Here is an 18076-nt window from a genome sequence, read left to right on the forward strand (position 1 = left end):
CTCCGTCGAATTGGTTCGGAGCGCTATTCGAGGTGGTGGTTGCCGCGAACCCAGCGCAAGGCGCCGATGATACCGACCGTGACGCCGATCCCACCGACGATCATGCCGAGGAAGAGCCAGACGAACAGTGGTTCGAGGCCGGCGATAGTGTGGTCGGCGTTGACGATCGTGCCGCCGAGGAAGCCGCCGATGGGACCGAACAGCCCGACGAGCACCCCGATCAGCATCAGGCGGATGCTGACACCCCGGTCGTGAGCCGAACCGATCGTCGGCACATGCGTGCCCCGCTCCGCGTGCACTGTGTCAGCCATGGTCGGTCACATCCGTTTTCTCTCCGTGAGTCTGGCCGGGACGGCCGGGCTCGGTTGGGTCGAGCCACTGCGGTACTTTCTTCAGGAACGGCCCGATGATGTCCATCGGCAGCGGGAAGACCACGGTCGAGTTGTGGTCCGCGCCGAGCTCGAGCAGGGTCTGCAGGTAGCGCAGCTGGAGCGACGCCGGATTGCGGCTGAGGATCTCCGCGGCCTGGCCGAGCTCTTCCGAGGCCTGCAGTTCGCCGTGGGCGTTGATGATCTTCGCCCGCCTCTCCCGCTCGGCTTCGGCCTCGCGCGCCATGGCGCGCTGCATGGCCTGGGGAATCTCGACGTCCTTGATCTCGACGACCTTGACCTGGACTCCCCACGGCTCTGTCTGCGCATTGATACTCCTGGCCAGATCCTCGTTCAGGTCGGCCCGATGCGCGAGCAGGGTGTCGAGGTCCGCTCGCCCGACGACGGAGCGCAGGGTCGTCTGGGCCATCTGTGAGGTCGCCACCGCGTGGTTCTCAACCGCCATCACGGACCGCAGCGGGTCGGTGACCTGGAAGAGCACGACGGCATTGACCCGCGCGGGCACGTTGTCCTTGGTGATGACGTCCTGCGGCGGAATCGTGAGGGTGACGATACGCAGGTCCACCCTGACCATCGTGTCGAGGCCCGGAAAGACCATCTGCACTCCGGGTTCCCGGAGCTGCCGAAGGCGGCCGAACCGGAAGGCGACCCCCCGCTCGTACTCCTGCAGGACCGTGAACGCGACGGTCAACCAGACCACGACGATCAGGAGGATGACGCCGGCCGTCACGAGTATTCCGGTCATCGGGCTTCCTTTCCGGGGACCGTGCGCGGTCCCGTCTTGCGGATGCTGCCGTAGCCGCTCCGCCTGGCGAGTTCGTTCGCCGAGATGGCGGCCCGCTGGTCCTCGTTGTCTTCGAGTCCGAGCGCCGTGAGGTGATCGGGGAAGCGCGCGGGAGCGCGTCGGAGATGGGACCAGAGCGGCCAGCTGCCCGCTGCGATGATCGCGGACACGACTCCCAGGATGAGCAGTTCGAGGCCGGTGCGGCCCTGGAACATGACGGCGATCGGCCAGATGACCCCGAGGACCACGACGGCACAGGCGATCCCCCTGTGGAATCGCTCGGCTTCGGAGCTCGGCCAGGAATCGATGTTCCGCACGACCTCCCGGCCCGCGTGGGACGGAGTGCAGTCGTCCTTGACCGGGCACGGATTGCAGACGGTCGGGGAAGCGCGGTACCGGGTCACCCGATTCTCCGGGTCGAAGGAGATCGGCCAGAGCCACTGATCTTCGGAACAGGTCCAGGCGTCGTGTCCCTCGTGGTACTCGAATCCCCCGGACCGCGCGCTCGTCGTCGCCGCCGCCGTGCGCCGGGCCAGGATGTCCAGGACATGCGCCACGAGCAGCAGGAAGCCGCCGTAGCCGAGGGCGAACCAGACGTCAGGATTGACCGTCTCCATCACGCGCCCCTGTCCGGCCGGTTCTCACCGTCCTGATCGGCGACGCGCCTGCGGTAGCCCGACCCGTACCCGGACTCCGGTGTCGCGCCATCGACACCCGCATCGGAAGTGCCGCCGACCGCCCCGGCGGGCTGCGCCTCCACGAAGAGGGCCTCCATCGGGACATCCTGGGTGGTTCCCTTGATGCGGTACCGCACGCCCAGCCAGGCGATCCAGACGAACGGAACGACTCCACCGAAGATGAAGACGAGGTCGCCGGGCATCCGCAGCCATTCCAGGACCGTGTTGCCGGTTCCGGTGATGAAGTTCATGCTGCGGGCCTCGAAGTAGCCATCGCTGACGGAGTGCCACAACTGCAGCACACCGAGCGGCAGGAGCGTCGCGAAGGTCATCCAGGCCAGGCCGATGTTGAGCGACCAGAACGAGATCTTGGCGAGCCGGTCCGGCCAGCGTTTGGCCGGAATCAGGTAGCGCAGGGCGAAGAGGGATAGTCCCACGCCCATCATCCCGTAGACGCCCATCATCGACGCGTGGGCATGGTTGGCGGTCAGGGCGGTGCCGATCTCGTAGTACGAGACGATCGGGAGGTTGATCAGGAATCCGAAGACGCCGGCGCCGAGGAAGTTCCAGAAGCCGACGGCCACGAGGAACATCACCGACCAGCGATGTGGGAACGGGGCGGCGCTTCGGGATTGCTGGCGGGCCCCGAGTTGCAGGAAGCTCCACGCTTCCACAGTGAGGAACGTCAGCGGGATCACCTCGAGTGCGGAGAAGAACGCACCCAGCGCCATGTGCTCGACGGGGGTTCCCGAGAAGTACAGGTGGTGCATGGTTCCGAGGATTCCGCCCGCGGAGTACAGGATCACGTCGAGCAGGATGATCTGCATCGCGATCCGGCGGTGCACGACGCCGAGCATCACGAAGATGTAGGCGACCATGACGGTCGTGAAAAGTTCGAGGAAGTCCTCGACCCAGAGATGCACAACCCAGAAGCGCCAGAATTCGGCGACGCTCAGTGTCACTTCGCTGCCGGCGAGCATGCCGACGGCGTAGAAGGCGGGGATGGAGAGACCCGAATAGAAGAACAGCCACGGCAGGTTGAACCGGTGTTCAGACTTCAGCCGGGCCCGGATACCGCGGTAGATGATCGCGATCCAGATGAACATCCCGACGGTCAGCAAGCCCTGCCAGAACTTCGGCAGGTCGATGTACTCCCACTGCATCCCCCAGAACGGCGAGTCCTTGGCGGCGGTGACGCCGAAGATGCTGAGGGCTTCTCCCGCTAGGGAACCGGCGACGACCAAGGCGAGGGCTCCCAGGAGGATGTATGCGAGCCAGTGCTGCCGCTTCGGTTCGTGACCCGAGATATACGGCGCGAGGAAGATCCCTGCCGCGAGGAACGAGGCTGCTGTCCAGAGCAGGGAGAGTTGCACGTGCCAGGTCCTGGCGAGGTTGATCGGCAACAGCTGGGCGAGGTCGATCCCGAAGAAGCTCGTCAGATCGACCCGGTAGTGTTCGACGGCCGCGCCGAGGAACGCCTGCGCGAGGAACATCAACGCGACGACGAAGAAGAACCAGGCGGTCGCAGACTGGGCGGGGGTGACGGCGACGTCGCCGGGCTGCCTGAAGGACAGCGGCGGGGTCTCTTCTCCGTGCTGCCAGCCCATTCGCTTGCTCCAGCGCCCGTAGAGGGCGAACAGCGCGCCGAGGGCAACCATCAGCGAAATGAGCGACAGACCGCTCCACACGATGATGTCCGCGGTGGGCCCGTTGTCGACGAGCTTCTCCGCCGGCCAGTTGTTGGTGTACGAGTAGTTGTGCCCCGGCCGTTCGGCCGCGGAGCCCCACGCGGTCCAGGCGAAGAACGCCGTGAGCTCGTGGATCTCGGCCGGATCGGTGATCACGCTCGGGATCAGCCCGTTCTGGGTCGTCGGAGTGCCGAAGAAGTCCGCATAGTGTTTCTGGACAGACTCGAACGCACTGATCTGCAGGTCCGTGAACACGAGATTTCCCGTTGCCGGGTCGTACCGGTTGGTCCGCATCATCGTGACGAGTGCTCCGTGCGGGTCCTGCACGCCCGAGGCGGTGAGGGCGTCGAGGACGAAGGTCGAGGACCGGCGGAGATAGTCGGCAGTGTAGTCGGGACCGAGATAGCCGCCGTGTCCGACGATCGAGCCGTATTCCTGAAGGCCGCGTTGCACGAAGGTCTGCTGGCCGGCAGTGATCTCGGCGCCCGTGAAGACGACCGTTCCCCGTTCGTCCACGACCTGTTTGGGCTGGGGCATCGAATCGGTGTACGTCATCACGGCGAGGAATCCCATCACCGCGAAGCCGAAGATCATCACGAGGGCGACGCCCTGCAGCCAACCCTTGGACACCATCAACTCGGAACGAATTCTTCCGACCCCGGATTTCAGTTGGACCATGTCGGACCCTCTCGCTGTTGCCTTGTTCAAGGTCGTGCGGCATGCCCGCGCTCGCGACAGCCGAAGTTCCTCCCCCGAATGGGTCACGCGAGGTGGGGAAAAACTACCACGTCTTAAAACTTATTAACTTCATTTTAATGCGCACAATTCTCGTCGAAGGGAAGTGATCGGAACATAAACACCAGATCAAACGGTGAGGCCCCGGAATAGGACCGCGGCGAAACATCGCCGAAACAAATTCACCGGTGAGGTGCGACACGCCGCATGGGGCGCCTTCCCGGCGTTTTCAGACCGGATTCACGGTGTGGCGGCTAAGACCCCACGGGCACCCTTCTCCGCATCCGACATGACGTGGCTGACGAACGGATAGCGCCCGGCCTCGGGGAAGGTGAGCTCGACGAAGCCGCCCTGCGCCGCGGCGAGGTCGAGCACCTGCGCCAGGTCGGCAGGCTGCGAATATGACGGAATCTCCTCAACACGTACCTGATCAGAGCTAGTTTCCACAGACCTGAGCCATGCTCAAAGAATGTCGGTGGTCGGTCGTAACGTGGGGGCATGACCAACTGTCCCGAGTCACCCGCTTCACCCGATCAGCCGCACGGCGACCGGGGGCAGGGTGACCCGGTGCACGGTGACCCGGTGCAGGGCGGCGTGCTCGACGGGTTGCGGTCGATGGCGGATGTCGTCACCGGCCTGGGCGGTTCGTCTGCAGCTGTCGACACGCTCAGCGATGAAGCGGTGCTCGAGGGGCACATGTTGATCGCGGGAGCCCGGCGGGCCTTGGACACCCAGGCGGCGTGGTTCGCCGCAACCCTGGCCCGGCGGTCCCGACCCGAACTCGGCGGGAAGGGCCTCGCGGCCCGGCAAGGCTTCCGGACTCCGGAAGACCTGCTGCAGAGCATCTCCGGATCGAGCAGAGGGGACGCTGCCAAGCTCTTCGCGGTCGGCCGGTTGCTCTCTGAGACCGACGCCGCCGAGAAAGCCGCCCGCGAAGCCGCCGACGCGAAGAAGCTGCTCGACGAGATCCCGCCCCTCGACGGCGCCGCCCCGGACCTACCGCCGCTCGAACTGCCGGTTCCGCCGGCCGCAGTGCCGCCCTGGCACGCCCCGATCGGCCGGGCCCTGCGCGAGGGCTGGCTGAGCGTCGAGAAGGCAGACTCGCTCCGGAAAGGGCTCGGCGACCTGGACCGGGCGATCACCCCGGAGAAACTCGCCACTGCCCTGGCCCGGCTCCTCGCCGAGGCGCGCACGGTGAACGCTGACCAACTGTTCAAGCGCGCCCGGCAGGTGCGGGACGTGCTCGATGAAGCCGGCATCGCCGCCCGCGAGAAAGCCGACTACGACGACCGGTCCCTGCGGTTCTGGCGACTCCACACGGGACAGGTGCGCATGGTCGGGTTGTTCGCCCCGGAAGACGGCGAATACCTGATGAGTACCTACGACGCCATTACCAGCCCCCGCCGGGGCGGGGTCCGCTTTGTGGACAAGGAGCAGGCAGCGTGGGCGAAGCGCGTGCAGGACGACCCGCGCACCACCGAACAGCTCACCGCGGACGCATTCCTCGCCCTGACCAAACTCGGCGTCAAAGCCGACCCCAAGCGCATCGCCGGAAGCCGCAGCCCCGCCGTCCGCATGATCACCATCCGCCCCAGGAGCACCACACCCGCCGGTTTCGCGCCCAGGGGAACCACAACCACCGATGCCGCGCCAACCGAGGCCCCGTCACCCACAGCCGACGCTGCGGCGAACCCCGAAACCGCGTCACCCGCGCTCCAGCCCGGCGTCATCGAGGGGACTGCGGTCGCCCAACGCGCGGCCCTCGCCCTCCGCGACGGCGGCTGCATGTGGCCCGGCTGCGACCGGCCACCCTCCTGAACCGAAACCCACCACATCCAACACTGGAAAGAGGACACCGGCGAGACCAACCTCGACCAGGGCATCCTGCTCTGCCGCGGCGACCACCTCAGGCTCCACAACGAACACTGGCGCATCACCCGCGACGACACGGGCGGCTACTGGCTCACCCCACCACCCGGACTCGACCCCGAACAGAAACCCATCCCCCTCACCAGCAGGAGCGAGATCCTCCGCGACGACGACTGAATCAGCGGAGATGACGGACAGGACGGGCTCGGACGCCCGGGCGGAGTACGCGCCGGGTCCACCCCCGGAACCCGGGTTCGGGCGAAGCCCGATCGAACGCGCGCGACGGGCTTCACGCGGAAGGACGCCAGAGACGCTCGAGACGCTACAGGCCCAGGCCGACCCAGGAGTGGGTGCCGTCGACTTCGTACTGCTTCTTCCAGATCGGGACCTCGGCCTTGACCGCCTCGACGAGACGCTCGCAGACCAGGAAGGCGTCGGCGCGGTGCGCACTCGCGACGGCGGCGACGAGGGCGAGGTCGCCGACCTCGAGGTGGCCGATCCGGTGGCTGACGACGAGCTCCACCGCGGGGTTCCCGGCCCGGAACCGCGCGGCGATCTCCGTGAGGATACGTCCGGCATCCGGATGGGCGCTGTAGTCGAGGCCCGTCACGGCGCCTGCGGCGTCGGGGTCGTGATCCCGCACCTGGCCCACGAAGGTGACGACGGCGCCGGCTGACCGCGAGGACACCGCGAGGACGTGCGCAGCCACATCGAGCGTCTGCTCGGTGACGAGGGATAGCGGCGGTATGCGTTCGGATTCCACAGCCCCACAGTACCCGCGCAGCATCCTCGCCGCGCGGACGCACCCGGCAGTATGCTGGCGCCGGCGGAATCCCCGCTCCGCCGAACCGACTGCCGGAACGAGGTTCACCGATGCCCCACCAGCCCCACAGACTGATCCCCGCGAGTTTCGCTCCCGGACCCTCCCTCGACCTGCGCACGCGGGTCGAGATCACGCCCGACTTCGGTCAGGGCGCCACGATCGCCGGCTACGCCGTCTCGAGTGACGGCCCCGTCCCCGCGGCGATCGGACTCGACCGTGCCGCGCTCACGGAGGCCGGGTTCACCGGTGCGGTGGGCCAGGCGCTCGTGCTCCCCCAGGCATCCGCACCGACCCTCGTCGCCATCGGCGTCGGCGCGCAGGGTCTGCTCACGACGGCGACCCTGAGAGACGCCGCCGCCGCGTTCGCCAGGGCCGGCCGGCAGGGACGCCGTCTCGCGACGGACCTCCTGGACGCCGCGAGCGGGCTCGACCCGGTCGCGGCCAGCGCGTCCGTCGTCGAGGGCGCCGTGCTCGCACGCTATCGCTACCTCGAACTCAAGACGGCGACCACCCACATTCCCCTCAAAGCGCTCGACCTCGTCGGGAGCACCGCACACGCAGGCGGCGTCGCACGCGGCCTCGCCCTCGCCCGGGCGACGGCCCTCGCGCGCGACCTTGCTGCCGCCCCGCCCTCCCATCTCACGGCGACGGTCTTCGGCGACTTCGCAGAGGCTCTCGCACCGCAATTCGGGCTCGAGGTGAGCGTCTTCGACAAGGCGGAACTCATCGAGCTCGGCTGCGGCGGCCTCCTCGGCGTCAATGCCGGCAGCATCGAAGAGCCCCGGATGATCGAGGTCCGGTATCGCCCCTCCGAACAGCCGACCGGGCACCTCGCCCTCGTCGGCAAGGGCATCATGTACGACTCCGGCGGGATCGCTCTCAAGCCGGGCGACGTCACGCACCTCGCGATGAAGATGGACATGTCCGGTGCCGGCGCGATCTTCGCCGCGATGACTGCGCTCACAGAACTCGGCTGCACGAACGCCGTGACCGCCTATCTGATGTGCACAGACAACATGCCCTCCGGTTCGGCGACCGCGATGGGTGACGTCCTCACGATCCGCGGCGGCACGACCGTCGAAGTCAAGAACACCGACGCGGAGGGGCGGCTCGTGATGGCGGACGGGCTCGTCCTCGCCACCGAAGAGGGCGTTGACGCCATCGTCGACCTCGCGACCCTCACCGGGGCTGCGCTCGTCTCGCTCGGCCCGATGATGGCGGCGCTGTTCGGCAACGACCAGGACATCATCGACCAGGTGCGCGCGGCATCCGACCTCACCGACGAGACAGTCTGGCAACTTCCGCTCGACCGCCGCTACCGCAACCAGCTCGACTCGGACGTCGCGGACATGTCGAACCTCGGCGGGCCGTTCGCCGGCGCGACGACCGCTGCCCTGTTCCTCGCGGACTTCGTCGGCGACACCCCCTGGGCGCACGTCGACATGTGCGGCCCGATGCAGTCGGACTCCGACGACTCCTGGCGGACCAAGGGACCGACCGGTTTCGGAGCCCGCCTGCTCGTCGAGCTCGCGCTCGCGTTCCGGCCCCCGGCCGCCTGAGCACGGCCGCCAACTGCGGAGCGCACGGTCGGCTCCTGCTTCGGCTTGCGCGCACCGGATGCCCGGCCCGAGCGACCGGACAGCGATCGCCTCCCATCACACCCGTTCGAAGACGGCGGCGAGGCCCTGTCCACCCCCGATGCACATGGTCTCGAGCAGGTACTGCCCCCCGGTGCGGTGCAGGTGCCTGCTCGCGGTCGCCAGGATGCGTGCGCCGGTGGCACCGACGGGGTGACCCAGGGAGATGCCGGAACCGTTCACGTTGGTGCGTTCCCAGTCGGCGTCGGTGAATTTCCACTCCCGGCTGACCGCGAGCACCTGCGCGGCGAATGCCTCATTGAGCTCGATCAGGTCGATGTCCGCGAGGGTGAGGCCTGCGCGTTCGAGGGCCTTCTTCGTTGCGGGCACCGGCCCGATGCCCATCCGCGAGGGCTCGACGCCGGCCCTTGCCCACGTCACGAGGCGCACGAGCGGGGTGAGCCCGAGCTCCGCGGCGCGCTCAGGGGTCGTCACGAGGCACACGGCGGCGGCGTCGTTCTGCCCGCTCGCGTTTCCGGCGGTGACCGTCGCGGCGGCATCCGTCTTCACGAGAATGGGACGCAGCCCGGCGAGACCGGCCAGGGTCGTGTCCGGCCGCGGGGTTTCGTCGCGGGAGACGACGACGGCGCCCTTCCGCCCCGGAACCGTGACCGGAACGATTTCGGCGTCGAAGCGGCCCTCGGCAACGGCCGCCGCGGCGCGCTGCTGGGACCGCACGGCGAGCTCGTCCTGCTCGGTACGACCGATGCCGTACTCCCGGCGCAGGTTCTCCGCGGTCTCGAGCATGCCGCCGGGAACCGGGTAGTTGCGGCCGCCGGCGGTCTCCCGGCCACGGCTGAGCGCGTCGCGCAGCAGCAGGCCCGGCCCGGCCGTGATTCCGAAACGGGAATCGACGGTGTAGAACGGCGCCTGGCTCATCGAGTCGACTCCGCCGGCCACGACGACGTCGCTGATGCCGGTCTGCACCTGCATCGCCGCGTCGAGCACGGCCTGCAGGCCGGAGCCGCACCGCCGGTCGAGTTGGAGCCCGCCGACGGTCACCGGCAGGCCGGCATTGAGGGCGGCGACGCGGGCGACGGATGCCGCCTCCGCGGTCGGGTAGGCCTGCCCGAGGATCACGTCGTCGATCACACCCCCGTCGATGCCGGTACGTTCCAGCAGGGCCGCGATCACGGCGGCGGCGAGGTCGGCCGGCGCGACCGTGGCGAACATCCCGCCGAAGCGCCCGATCGGGGTGCGCACCGGTTCGCAGATGACGACCTCGCGCATCCGCTCGTTCATGCGCCGACCCCTGACAGCAGGGTGCGGATGACGCCCGGTTCCGCGGGCACGAGCAGCCGCGCCCCGGTCGCGGCCTGCACCTCCGCGACGGTGAGACCCGGAGCGACCTCCCGCAGCACGAGCCCTTCCCCGGTGACGTCGATCACCGCGAGGTCGGTGATGATCCGGGTGACCACGTGCTTGCCGGTCAGGGGAAGGGAGCACTCCGCCACGATCTTGTGCTCGCCGGCACGCGTGACATGCTCCATCACGACGATCACGGTATCGGCGCCGTGCACGAGGTCCATCGCCCCGCCCATACCTTTGATCATCTTGCCCGGCACGGCCCAGTTCGCGATGTCTCCCGTCTCCGAGACCTGCATCGCGCCGAGAACGGCCACGTCGATGACCCCGGCACGGATCATGCCGAAGCTCTGCGCGGAGTCGAAGTACGCCGCACCGGGATTGACGGTGATGGTCTCCTTGCCGGCGTTGATCAGTTTCGGGTCCTCCTCGCCCTCCCACGGGTACGCCCCGACGCCGAGCACCCCGTTCTCCGAATGCAGGATGACGTGCACCCCCTCCGGCAGGAAGTTCGGGATCAGGGTCGGCAGGCCGATCCCGAGGTTGACGTAGCTGTCGGGGGCGAGTTCCTGCGCGGCTCGGGCCGCCATCTCGTTGCGGGTCAGGGGCATGTCAGCCTTCCGTTCTGGCGGTCTGGGCGGATGCCGCGGCCGCGGCGGCGTCTCCCGGCCGTGGCCGGGTCGTGACCTTCTCGATCGGGAGGTCATGCGCATCCGCGTGGTTCAGCTGCACGATCCGTTGCACGTAGATGCCGGCGAGGTGCACGTCGTCCGGATCGATCTCGCCCGGTTCGACGAGCTCGTCGACCTCGGCGATGGTGATCCGGCCGGCCATCGCTGCCGGCGGGTTGAAGTTGCGGGCCGACTTCTCGAAGACCAGATTGCCGTGCCGGTCGCCGCGAGCGGCGCGCACCAGGGCGAAGTCGGTGACGATCGCCTCCTCGAGCACGTATTCCTGCGTCTTTCCGAGCGAGGAGAACACCCGGGTCTCCTTCGGCGGCGAGGACACCAGCACCTCCCCGCCCGGTCCGTAGCGCCAGGGCAGGCCGCCGTCGGCGACCAGGGTTCCAACGCCGCTCGCGGTGAAGAACGCCGGGATGCCGCTGCCGCCCGCGCGAAGCCGCTCGGCGAGGGTTCCCTGCGGAGTGAGCTCGACCTCGAGGTCCCCGCCGAGGTAGCGCCGAGCGAAGTCCTTGTTCTCGCCGATGTATGACGCGATGACCCTGCTGATCCTGCCCTCCCTGAGCAGCTCACCGAGTCCCCAGCCGTCGACGCCGCAGTTGTTGGAGACGACCCGAAGGTCTGTCGTGCCCCGGTCGAGCAGGGCGCGGATCAGCACGATCGGCACGCCGACCAGGCCGAAGCCGCCGACGGCGAGGGAAGCGCCGTCTGGGATGTCCGCGACGGCGGCCGCCGCGGAGGTGAACGTCTTATCCATGGAGCAGTCCTTCGGTCCGGTTCAGGGAAGTGTCGGGGTCGGTGCAGAGGCGGCGGCCTCCGCGTCCAGGGCGGCGAACGTCGTGCGGGCTATCGAGAGCGCCGAGTTTGCGGCAGGCACCCCGGCGTAGATCGCGGTATGCAGCATCGCCTCGCTGATCTCGGCGCGGCTGAGCCCGTTGGTGAGCGCGGCGCGCACGTGCATCGCGAGCTCGTGCTCGTGGCCGCCGGTGATCAGGCAGGCGAGGGTGAGGAAGCTGCGGGTGCGCCGGTCGAGGCCGGGCCTGGTCCAGATTTCACCCCAGGCGTATCGGGTGATGAAGTCCTGGAAGTCGGCGGTCTCCGGGGTGATCGCGGCCGTCGCAGCATCCACGTGCGTGTCACCGAGCACGGCCCGGCGCACGGCCAGGCCCGCGGTGTACACCTCGGCCGCCGTTCGTGCGGAGGGATCCTGGGCCACGGCTAGTCCGATCGGCTGCTCCGCAGACGTTGCCGGGGGCGTCGCCGCGAGCTGTTCCCTGAGCAGGCCTGCGAGGTCCCGCGGCCGCTCGAGGGAGGGCAGGTGGGCGACTCCCGCGATCTCGGCGAACCGGGCGCCGGGAATGGCCGCGGCGAGTTCGGTGACGAGGGCACTCGGCGTGGCGAGGTCGAGTTCCCCGGCGACGCAGAGCGTCTGCACGGCGATGCCGGCGACCGCGTCGCGCTCGTCGAAGGCGGCGAGCGCCTCGCAGCAGAGCGCGTATGACTCGTCGTCGATGTCGAGCAGCCGGTTCAGCGCACCGGCACCCGCCGCGGGATCGCGCTCCAGGAACCCCGGAGCGAACCAGCGTTCGGCGCTGCCGATCACCATCGAGGGCGTTCCGCTCGCCCGGATCTGTGCGGCGCGCTCGTGCCAGCCCTCCGCTGTGCCGATCCGTGCCGCCGAACAGACGACGGTGAGGCTCAGCAGGCGCCCGGGGTGGCGGATGCCGAGCTCGAGCCCGACCGCTCCGCCGAGCGAGATCCCGGCATAGTGGAAGGACTCCGGTGCTGCGTCCGGACCGAGGGCGGCGGCCGTCGCGGAGTCGACGAGCGCGATCACCGCGTCGGCGAGTTCGGCGACCGTGAACGGTTCCCGCGCGGCCGGGCTGACCCCGTGTCCGGGCAGATCGAAGCTGAGCACCCGCAGGTCCGGATGTGCCGGGTCGCCGAGGGCGCCGAGGGCGTCGACGACCGGGTCCCAGAGCGTCGTCGTGGTGCCGAGCGACGGTCCGAGAACGAGCAGCGACGCCCGGCCAGCCGGGCCAGGGCGAATCGTGCCACGAAGAAGGGGCTGGGTCATCGTTCAACCTTCCGTGCTGGGTGGGCAGGCACTGCCGGTTGACGAGGCACTGCCGGTTCACGAGGCACTTCTGCCTCGACGTGTGCCCGGTATCGGGCGAGCACCCGGTCGATCGCTGACGAACCCTGGCCAAGGCCGGAGTCCGCGTCGAATGCGGCCCAGGCCCGGTCCCGCAGTGCGTCGGTCACTCCCCCGGTGGCGCCCTCTGCTGCCAGCAGGCCACCCAGCGTCACCCGCAGCGGTCGCCGGGTCTCGTGGGATTCCTCGGCGGCACGCTGTACGAGTGCGAAGGCCCTGGTCTTCCCGAGGGCCTCTGCGAGCAGGGTGGTCACGCGTTCGCTGAAGACGAGCCCGTCGGTGAACTCGAGGTTGACCCGCATCCGCCCGGGGTGGACGTCGAGGCGCCCGGCGAGGTCGGCCGCTCCGCTGACCGCGGAAACCGCGAGCCGCTCGAGCTCGCGCAGGGTCTGCCACTCGGCGTGCCAGGCTCCGCTCGGGCGCTGGTCCTCGGCGAGCAGGCTGCCGTAGAGCGACGCCAGCAGAGCAGGGGTCTGGCGCGCTGCGGCCGTGACGAGCACGGCCGTCACCGGGTTGCGCTTGTGCGGCATCGCGCTGGAGCCGCCCTGTCCCGCACCGAGCCGCTCGTTCACCTCGGCGATCTCGGTGCGGGACAGCACGGACACGTCGAGGGCGAACGCCCCGGCGACCCCGGTCACCGCGGCGAGCGCGGATCCGATTTCCACGACCGGCAGGCGGTCGGTGTGCCAGCTGAGCAGCGGGCGGCGCAGCCCGAGCCGGGCGGCGAACCGGTCCGTGACGACCTCGACGGCCGGGGTGCCCGACGTGGATGCCGCCGGCCCGGCGACCCCGGAGCGGGCGTTGGCGATGGCGGTGAGCACGGCGAGGTTCCCGACGGCGCCGCCGAGCTGCGCTGGCAGCCCCGCGCGCACCCGGGCGAGTGCGGTCGCGGCCGTGAGCACGGCGTCGAGCCAGCCGGCCGCCACGAAGCCGAAGCTCGTGGGCGAGGCCTGCTGGCCCAGGGTGCGGCCGGCCATGATCGTGTCCCGGTGCTGCCCCGCGAGCGCGGCGAGCGCGGCGGCGAATTCCCCGAGCCGGTCGGCGAGCTCGCCGCAGACCCGGTCGGCGACGAGCATCGCCGCCGTGTCGAGGACGTCCTGGCTCGTGGCGCCGACATGGATGTGGTCGGAAGCCCCTGCACGCACGCGTTCCGCGGCGAGGCCGAGGTGCTTCACGAGCGGGATCACGGGGTTGCCGCCGCCGCGCCCCTCCCGCGCGATCGCACCGAGGTCGAGCGCACCGGCGTCGGCGAGAGTGTCGCAGACGCCGAGCATCCACTCGGGGGCGAGTGCTGCGTCGACGAGCGCCCTGGTCAGGGCGAGCTCGGTGTCGACCATCGCCTGGAGCCAGGCCGCGTCGCTCGTGAGCGCCCGCGCCCGGCTGCCGTGGTCGAGCGGAGCCAGCAGCCCGACGTCGAGAATGGGCTCAGGCATCGAAGACTCAGGCAACACTGACTCAGGCATCGAAATCCAGGAACACGGTCTCGTTCTCGCCCTGCAGGCGGATGTCGAACCGGTACGAGGCAGCGCCCGTCGGCCCGGTCCCTTCCTGCACACAGACGAGGGTGTGCCGCCGGTCCGCCGGGACCGCGGCGAGCACGGCATCCGTGGCATTCAGCTCCGCATTCCCGGGGAAGTAGGCCCGGGTGAAGAGGTGGTGGATGAGCCCCCTGGCGAACACGGTGACGAGCACGTACGGCGCACCGCCCGCGACCGGGCCGGGCTCGACCGTCGTGAAGGTGTAGTGACCGCCGAAGTCGACGGCCGCCCTGCCGAAACCCGTGAAGCCGAAGCCGTCGCGGGCGAGGGAGCCCCGTTCGTTGCGCAGGGCGCCGGTCTCGTCGGCCTGCCAGATTTCGAGGATGGCGTCGGGCACCGGTTCCCCTGCGCCGTCGAAGACGGTTCCGTGCAGCCGGATCGCGTGCGGGTGGTGGCCGGGCACGAGCTCAGCTCCCCCGTCGTACGGCAACGCGAACCCGTAGAACGGGCCCACGGTCTGCGCGGGGGTCTGCACGTACCGGGCAGCAGGCGACTCAGTCATGGGCTTCTTCACTTTCCATCCAGGTGGATTTCGGACCGGTGAGCACGATGTCCCACCGGTAGCCGAGCGAGAACTCCGGCACGCTCAGGTCGTGGTCGTACACGCCGATCAGCCGGGCGCGCGCTGCGGGGTCTGTGATCGACTGGTAGATCGGGTCGAGCGCGAAGAGCGGGTCGCCCGGAAAGTACATCTGGGTGATCAGACGCTGGGTGAACGCGGTACCGAAGAGGGAGAAGTGGATGTGTGCCGGCCGCCACGCGTTCAGGTGGTTCCGCCACGGGTAAGGTCCCGGCTTGATCGTGGTGAAGGAGTATTCGCCGTTGTCCCCCGTGATGACCCGGCCGACGCCGGTGAAGTTGGGGTCGAGTGGGGCGGGATGCTGGTCGCGCTTGTGCACGTAGCGTCCGCCGGCGTTGGCCTGCCAGACCTCGACGAGCTGGTGCCGCACCGGGCGGCCCTCGCCGTCGAGCACCCGCCCGGACACCGTCATCCGCTCGCCGAGAGGTTCGGCGTTGTGCTGGATGGTCAGGTCGCTCTCGAGGGGGCTGACGTCGCTGTGCCCGAAGGCGGGCGAGTGCCGTTCGATCTCCTCGGGGTCCGCCCGCACGAGCTCGTGGGTCGGGTGCCGCAGGATCGAACTGCGATAGGGAGGGTAGTCGCGACGGGGGTGCAGTTCCGGGGCGTTGCCCTCCGCGACGCGGGCCCTGGCTTCCGCCTCGATGGCCTGCATCTCTGCGGAGATCTCGTGTTGTGACGTGGTATCGGTCATGTCGCTGATTCCTCTCGGGAGTATGGGGTCGGGAGTGCGGGGCTAGAACGGGAGTCCGGAATACTGTTCGGCGAGCTCGCGCTGGGCGTGCACCGAGCCCGTGACGTAGTCGAGACGGCCGAGCTGGCTCTGGTAGTCGAACTCCATCGTCTGCAGGTCGGTGCGGTTGCGGTGCAGCAGGTCGGTCATCCACTGCGAGAACTGCTGCACGCGCCACTGGCGGCGGAGCGCCGCCTCGCCGTAACCGGAGAGGAGGGCGTCGTCGTCCGCGTAGTGGGCGGCGAGGGCGGCGGCGAGCATGGTGACGTCGGCGATGGCGGAGTTGAGGCCCTTCGCCCCGGTCGGCGGCACGATGTGTCCGGCGTCCCCCGCGAGGAAGAGACTGCCGTACGCGAGGCGGGACGCCACGAAGCTGCGCATGGGCGTGATCGACTTGTCGGTGATCTCGCCCTCCTGGAGGGTCCAGCCCGGCACGCCGAGCCGGGCGTGCAGGTTCTCCCAGATCCGTTCGTCCGGCCACTGGTCGAGCGAGTCCGCGGTGTCGACCTGCAGGTAGAGCCGGGAGACGTGCGGCGAACGCATCGAGTGCATTGCGAAGCCGTCTTCGTGCAGCGCATAGATGAGCTCGTCGGTCGACGGAGCCACGTTCGCGAGGATCCCGAGCCAGGCGTACGGGTAACTCCGGTCGTAGAGCGTGATGGCTTCGCGGGGGATGCTCGCGCGGCAGACGCCGTGGAAGCCGTCGGCGCCGACGACGAAGTCCGCCGTGATCTCGTGGGCCTCGCCCGCGTGGGTGAACGTCACCCGCGGCGCGCTCGACTCGAGGTCGTGCACGGCGACATCCGCCGCCTCATAGTAGATCGTCGAGCCGGCGGCGTTGTGCGCCGCGATGAGGTCCTTGACGACTTCCTGCTGGCCGTACACCGTGACGCTGCGGCCGATGAGCTCCTGGAAGTCGACGTGGTGGCGTTCGCCCCGGAACTGCAGGTAGATGCCGTCGTGCTCGAGGCCCTCGGTCCTGATCCGCTCGCCGAGCCCCAGGCGGGTGAGGGTCTCGACGGCGCTCTGCTCGAGTACGCCGGCCCGGATCCGGGCGAGCACGTAGTCCTGCGAACGGTTCTCGACCACGATCGAGTCGATTCCGGCGTCCCGCAGCGCCCAGCTGAGGAGAAGACCGGCGGGGCCTGCGCCGATGATGGCGACACGGGTGTTTTCTGGGGACACGGGGTTCTCCTAGCGACGATGACAGGTGATCGCACCATCTTGCGGAGTCAGCAGCCCTCCAGCGCAGCCGTTTCCACTGAGTGAAAGATCGCGGGCTGGACTCACGGCAAGCAGGTCTTTCTAAGAAAGCTCTCACACGCGTCTCGCGTCTGCCTCATCGAGGACAGGCACACTGTCGGATGATGACCCCGACGCCCGGTGACGGCACACTGGCTGTGGAGCCTTCCCCCGCTGAATAGGAGCAGATCAATGCGCGAGCCCATCCCAGCACCTGACAGTCGTCGGCGGCGGACACGTGCCGGCCTCGCCGGGGCTGCACTCATCGTCGTCGTCGCCACCGCCGGCCTTGCCGCGGCCATGGTGAGCTCCCTCGCGCTCGCGGACCAGGCGGGGACGCCGCTCACCGTTCCCGGGGTCACGGTCGGAACCCAGCCGCCCGCCACGGGCGACGCCCCGGTCGTCGCGCCGAGCGCGGTCTCCACCGGCGCGCCGTCGGTGGGCACGGTCCCGGCCACGATACCGACCACCGCACCCGTGCCCGAGCTGGTGCCTGCCCCGACGCCGGTTGTCGTGGACGACCACGGCGGTAACCGATCGGGAGGAAGCGGTGGCAGCGGCAGCAGTGGGAGCAGCGGTAAGGACTGAACCGCCCGAACGCTAAGAGAGCTCTCACCGGCGTCTCCTTCCGGGCTTAGAACCACACCGCAGAGTGGAAGCACTCAGTGACATCCGCTGAAGCGCCGGTCCCGGCGCCGTCGAAAGGACATCTCATGGCCCACCTGACAAAGAAGAGTTCCCTCGCACTCGCCACCCTCGGCCTCGCCGGGCTCCTGTCTGCGGGTATCGCCACCGCACAGGCAGACACCGGCAGGCACGGCGACGTCATCCCGACGCCGACCAGCAGTTCCAGCACGACCACACCCGGCACCATCGTCGGCACCGACGACCCGGCGACCCACGACCTCGGCGACGATCACTCGACCGACCCCGCCACGCCGACACCGACGACCCCCGCCGTCACGACCGACGACAACGGAGCCGACGATCCCGCCACCCACGACGTCGGCGACGACCACTCCGCCGCCCCGGCCGTGCCCGCCACGCCTGCGACTCCCGTCCGCACCGATGACCACGGCGTCGACGACCCCGCAACCCACGACGTCGGCGACGACCACGGAACGGACACCTCCGGCTCCACCGACTCCGGCTCAGGCAACTCCGGCCACGACAGCTCCGGCCACGACAGCACCGGGCACGACAACTCCGGGCACGGCAGCAACGGCTAGAACTCCCCGAACACC

Annotated in this window: 19 protein-coding genes; 5 read left to right on the top strand and 14 right to left on the bottom strand. The window is 69.2% G+C overall.

Annotated elements, in window-relative coordinates:
• Positions 1-23 precede the first annotated feature (23 nt).
• The 5 genes from E3O46_RS05740 to E3O46_RS05760 form a co-directional block, all read right to left on the bottom strand.
• On the bottom strand, positions 24-311 hold the full coding sequence (locus E3O46_RS05740; protein ID WP_134560194.1) for a hypothetical protein: 288 nt from the start codon (positions 309-311) through the stop codon (positions 24-26).
• Positions 304-1134: a slipin family protein gene (locus E3O46_RS05745; protein WP_134448895.1), complete on the bottom strand. Its 831-nt coding sequence runs from the start codon at positions 1132-1134 to the stop codon at positions 304-306. The genes E3O46_RS05740 and E3O46_RS05745 overlap by 8 nt, the downstream gene beginning before the upstream one ends.
• Complete coding sequence (locus tag E3O46_RS05750; RefSeq protein ID WP_134448894.1) at positions 1131-1790, bottom strand: hypothetical protein; 660 nt, start codon at positions 1788-1790, stop codon at positions 1131-1133. The genes E3O46_RS05745 and E3O46_RS05750 overlap by 4 nt, the downstream gene beginning before the upstream one ends.
• On the bottom strand, positions 1790-4216 hold the full coding sequence (locus tag E3O46_RS05755) for a nitric-oxide reductase large subunit (RefSeq protein ID WP_134560190.1): 2427 nt from the start codon (positions 4214-4216) through the stop codon (positions 1790-1792). Before E3O46_RS05755 ends, E3O46_RS05750 begins: the two co-directional genes overlap by 1 nt.
• Before the next feature lie 297 nt (positions 4217-4513).
• The gene (locus tag E3O46_RS05760; RefSeq protein ID WP_134448892.1) at positions 4514-4720 is read right to left on the bottom strand and encodes a cupredoxin domain-containing protein; all 207 of its coding nucleotides are present in this window, start codon (positions 4718-4720) and stop codon (positions 4514-4516) included.
• 51 nt (positions 4721-4771) lie between these two features.
• Here E3O46_RS05760 and E3O46_RS05765 point away from each other — a divergent pair, with 51 nt between their 5' ends.
• A complete protein-coding gene (locus E3O46_RS05765; protein ID WP_134561283.1) occupies positions 4772-6091 on the top strand; it encodes a DUF222 domain-containing protein in 1320 nt (439 codons plus the stop codon).
• 15 nt (positions 6092-6106) lie between these two features.
• Positions 6107-6319 carry a hypothetical protein gene (locus tag E3O46_RS18960; protein ID WP_134448991.1) on the top strand — a complete coding sequence of 71 codons (213 nt, stop codon included), beginning with the start codon at positions 6107-6109 and terminating at the stop codon, positions 6317-6319.
• 145 nt (positions 6320-6464) lie between these two features.
• Here E3O46_RS18960 and E3O46_RS05775 read toward each other — a convergent pair whose 3' ends face one another.
• On the bottom strand, positions 6465-6905 hold the full coding sequence (locus E3O46_RS05775; RefSeq protein WP_241975370.1) for a molybdenum cofactor biosynthesis protein MoaE: 441 nt from the start codon (positions 6903-6905) through the stop codon (positions 6465-6467).
• 110 nt (positions 6906-7015) lie between these two features.
• On the opposite strand from E3O46_RS05775, the gene E3O46_RS05780 reads away from it, so the two are divergent.
• Positions 7016-8524: a leucyl aminopeptidase family protein gene (locus E3O46_RS05780; RefSeq protein WP_134561284.1), complete on the top strand. Its 1509-nt coding sequence runs from the start codon at positions 7016-7018 to the stop codon at positions 8522-8524.
• Positions 8525-8620: 96 nt separating this feature from the next.
• Here the strand turns inward: E3O46_RS05780 and E3O46_RS05785 are convergent, their stop codons facing one another.
• From E3O46_RS05785 to E3O46_RS05820, 8 genes are read right to left on the bottom strand one after another with little or no spacing between them, the layout of a single operon-like run.
• Positions 8621-9844, bottom strand: coding sequence for an acetyl-CoA C-acetyltransferase (locus E3O46_RS05785; protein WP_277612965.1), 1224 nt, complete (start codon positions 9842-9844; stop codon positions 8621-8623).
• Entirely contained in the window at positions 9841-10518 is a 678-nt protein-coding gene (locus E3O46_RS05790) for a 3-oxoacid CoA-transferase subunit B (RefSeq protein WP_134448888.1), read from the bottom strand. The genes E3O46_RS05785 and E3O46_RS05790 overlap by 4 nt, the downstream gene beginning before the upstream one ends.
• A 1-nt stretch (position 10519) precedes the next feature.
• A complete protein-coding gene (locus tag E3O46_RS05795) occupies positions 10520-11344 on the bottom strand; it encodes a CoA transferase subunit A (RefSeq protein WP_134561285.1) in 825 nt (274 codons plus the stop codon).
• A gap of 21 nt (positions 11345-11365) precedes the next feature.
• Positions 11366-12664 (bottom strand): bifunctional 3-oxoadipate enol-lactonase/4-carboxymuconolactone decarboxylase PcaDC, encoded by a 1299-nt coding sequence (gene pcaDC / locus E3O46_RS18920; protein WP_134561286.1) that lies wholly within the window; start codon positions 12662-12664, stop codon positions 11366-11368.
• On the bottom strand, positions 12661-14175 hold the full coding sequence (locus tag E3O46_RS05805) for a lyase family protein (RefSeq protein WP_166791023.1): 1515 nt from the start codon (positions 14173-14175) through the stop codon (positions 12661-12663). Before E3O46_RS05805 ends, pcaDC begins: the two co-directional genes overlap by 4 nt.
• Before the next feature lie 22 nt (positions 14176-14197).
• Positions 14198-14782, bottom strand: a complete 585-nt coding sequence (pcaG, locus tag E3O46_RS05810) for a protocatechuate 3,4-dioxygenase subunit alpha (RefSeq protein WP_134448884.1) — start codon at positions 14780-14782, stop codon at positions 14198-14200.
• A complete protein-coding gene (gene pcaH / locus E3O46_RS05815) occupies positions 14775-15551 on the bottom strand; it encodes a protocatechuate 3,4-dioxygenase subunit beta (protein ID WP_134448883.1) in 777 nt (258 codons plus the stop codon). Before pcaH ends, pcaG begins: the two co-directional genes overlap by 8 nt.
• A gap of 42 nt (positions 15552-15593) precedes the next feature.
• Positions 15594-16775: a 4-hydroxybenzoate 3-monooxygenase gene (locus tag E3O46_RS05820; protein WP_134448882.1), complete on the bottom strand. Its 1182-nt coding sequence runs from the start codon at positions 16773-16775 to the stop codon at positions 15594-15596.
• Between the two features lie 249 nt (positions 16776-17024).
• Between E3O46_RS05820 and E3O46_RS18185 the strand changes: the two genes are divergently transcribed.
• On the top strand, positions 17025-17420 hold the full coding sequence (locus tag E3O46_RS18185; protein WP_166790688.1) for a hypothetical protein: 396 nt from the start codon (positions 17025-17027) through the stop codon (positions 17418-17420).
• Between the two features lie 125 nt (positions 17421-17545).
• Positions 17546-18061 carry a hypothetical protein gene (locus E3O46_RS05830; RefSeq protein WP_134448880.1) on the top strand — a complete coding sequence of 172 codons (516 nt, stop codon included), beginning with the start codon at positions 17546-17548 and terminating at the stop codon, positions 18059-18061.
• Positions 18062-18076: the final 15 nt, after the last annotated feature.

The sequence above is a fragment of the Cryobacterium glucosi genome (assembly GCF_004402235.1).
Lineage (GTDB): Bacteria > Actinomycetota > Actinomycetes > Actinomycetales > Microbacteriaceae > Cryobacterium > Cryobacterium glucosi.

Excerpts from the sequence above, each read along its gene's own strand:
- E3O46_RS05740 (WP_134560194.1), bottom strand. The coding sequence starts at position 311 with ATGGCTGACACAGTGCACGCGGAGCGGGGCACGCATGTGCCGACGATC.
- E3O46_RS05765 (WP_134561283.1), top strand. The coding sequence starts at position 4,772 with ATGACCAACTGTCCCGAGTCACCCGCTTCACCCGATCAGCCGCACGGC.
- E3O46_RS05805 (WP_166791023.1), bottom strand. The coding sequence starts at position 14,175 with ATGCCTGAGCCCATTCTCGACGTCGGGCTGCTGGCTCCGCTCGACCAC.
- E3O46_RS05750 (WP_134448894.1), bottom strand. The coding sequence starts at position 1,790 with ATGGAGACGGTCAATCCTGACGTCTGGTTCGCCCTCGGCTACGGCGGC.
- E3O46_RS05785 (WP_277612965.1), bottom strand. The coding sequence starts at position 9,844 with ATGAACGAGCGGATGCGCGAGGTCGTCATCTGCGAACCGGTGCGCACC.
- E3O46_RS05780 (WP_134561284.1), top strand. The coding sequence starts at position 7,016 with ATGCCCCACCAGCCCCACAGACTGATCCCCGCGAGTTTCGCTCCCGGA.
- pcaH (WP_134448883.1), bottom strand. The coding sequence starts at position 15,551 with ATGACCGATACCACGTCACAACACGAGATCTCCGCAGAGATGCAGGCC.
- pcaDC (WP_134561286.1), bottom strand. The coding sequence starts at position 12,664 with ATGACCCAGCCCCTTCTTCGTGGCACGATTCGCCCTGGCCCGGCTGGC.
- E3O46_RS05745 (WP_134448895.1), bottom strand. The coding sequence starts at position 1,134 with ATGACCGGAATACTCGTGACGGCCGGCGTCATCCTCCTGATCGTCGTG.
- E3O46_RS05755 (WP_134560190.1), bottom strand. The coding sequence starts at position 4,216 with ATGGTCCAACTGAAATCCGGGGTCGGAAGAATTCGTTCCGAGTTGATG.
- E3O46_RS18185 (WP_166790688.1), top strand. The coding sequence starts at position 17,025 with ATGCGCGAGCCCATCCCAGCACCTGACAGTCGTCGGCGGCGGACACGT.
- E3O46_RS05790 (WP_134448888.1), bottom strand. The coding sequence starts at position 10,518 with ATGCCCCTGACCCGCAACGAGATGGCGGCCCGAGCCGCGCAGGAACTC.
- E3O46_RS05795 (WP_134561285.1), bottom strand. The coding sequence starts at position 11,344 with ATGGATAAGACGTTCACCTCCGCGGCGGCCGCCGTCGCGGACATCCCA.
- E3O46_RS05830 (WP_134448880.1), top strand. The coding sequence starts at position 17,546 with ATGGCCCACCTGACAAAGAAGAGTTCCCTCGCACTCGCCACCCTCGGC.
- pcaG (WP_134448884.1), bottom strand. The coding sequence starts at position 14,782 with ATGACTGAGTCGCCTGCTGCCCGGTACGTGCAGACCCCCGCGCAGACC.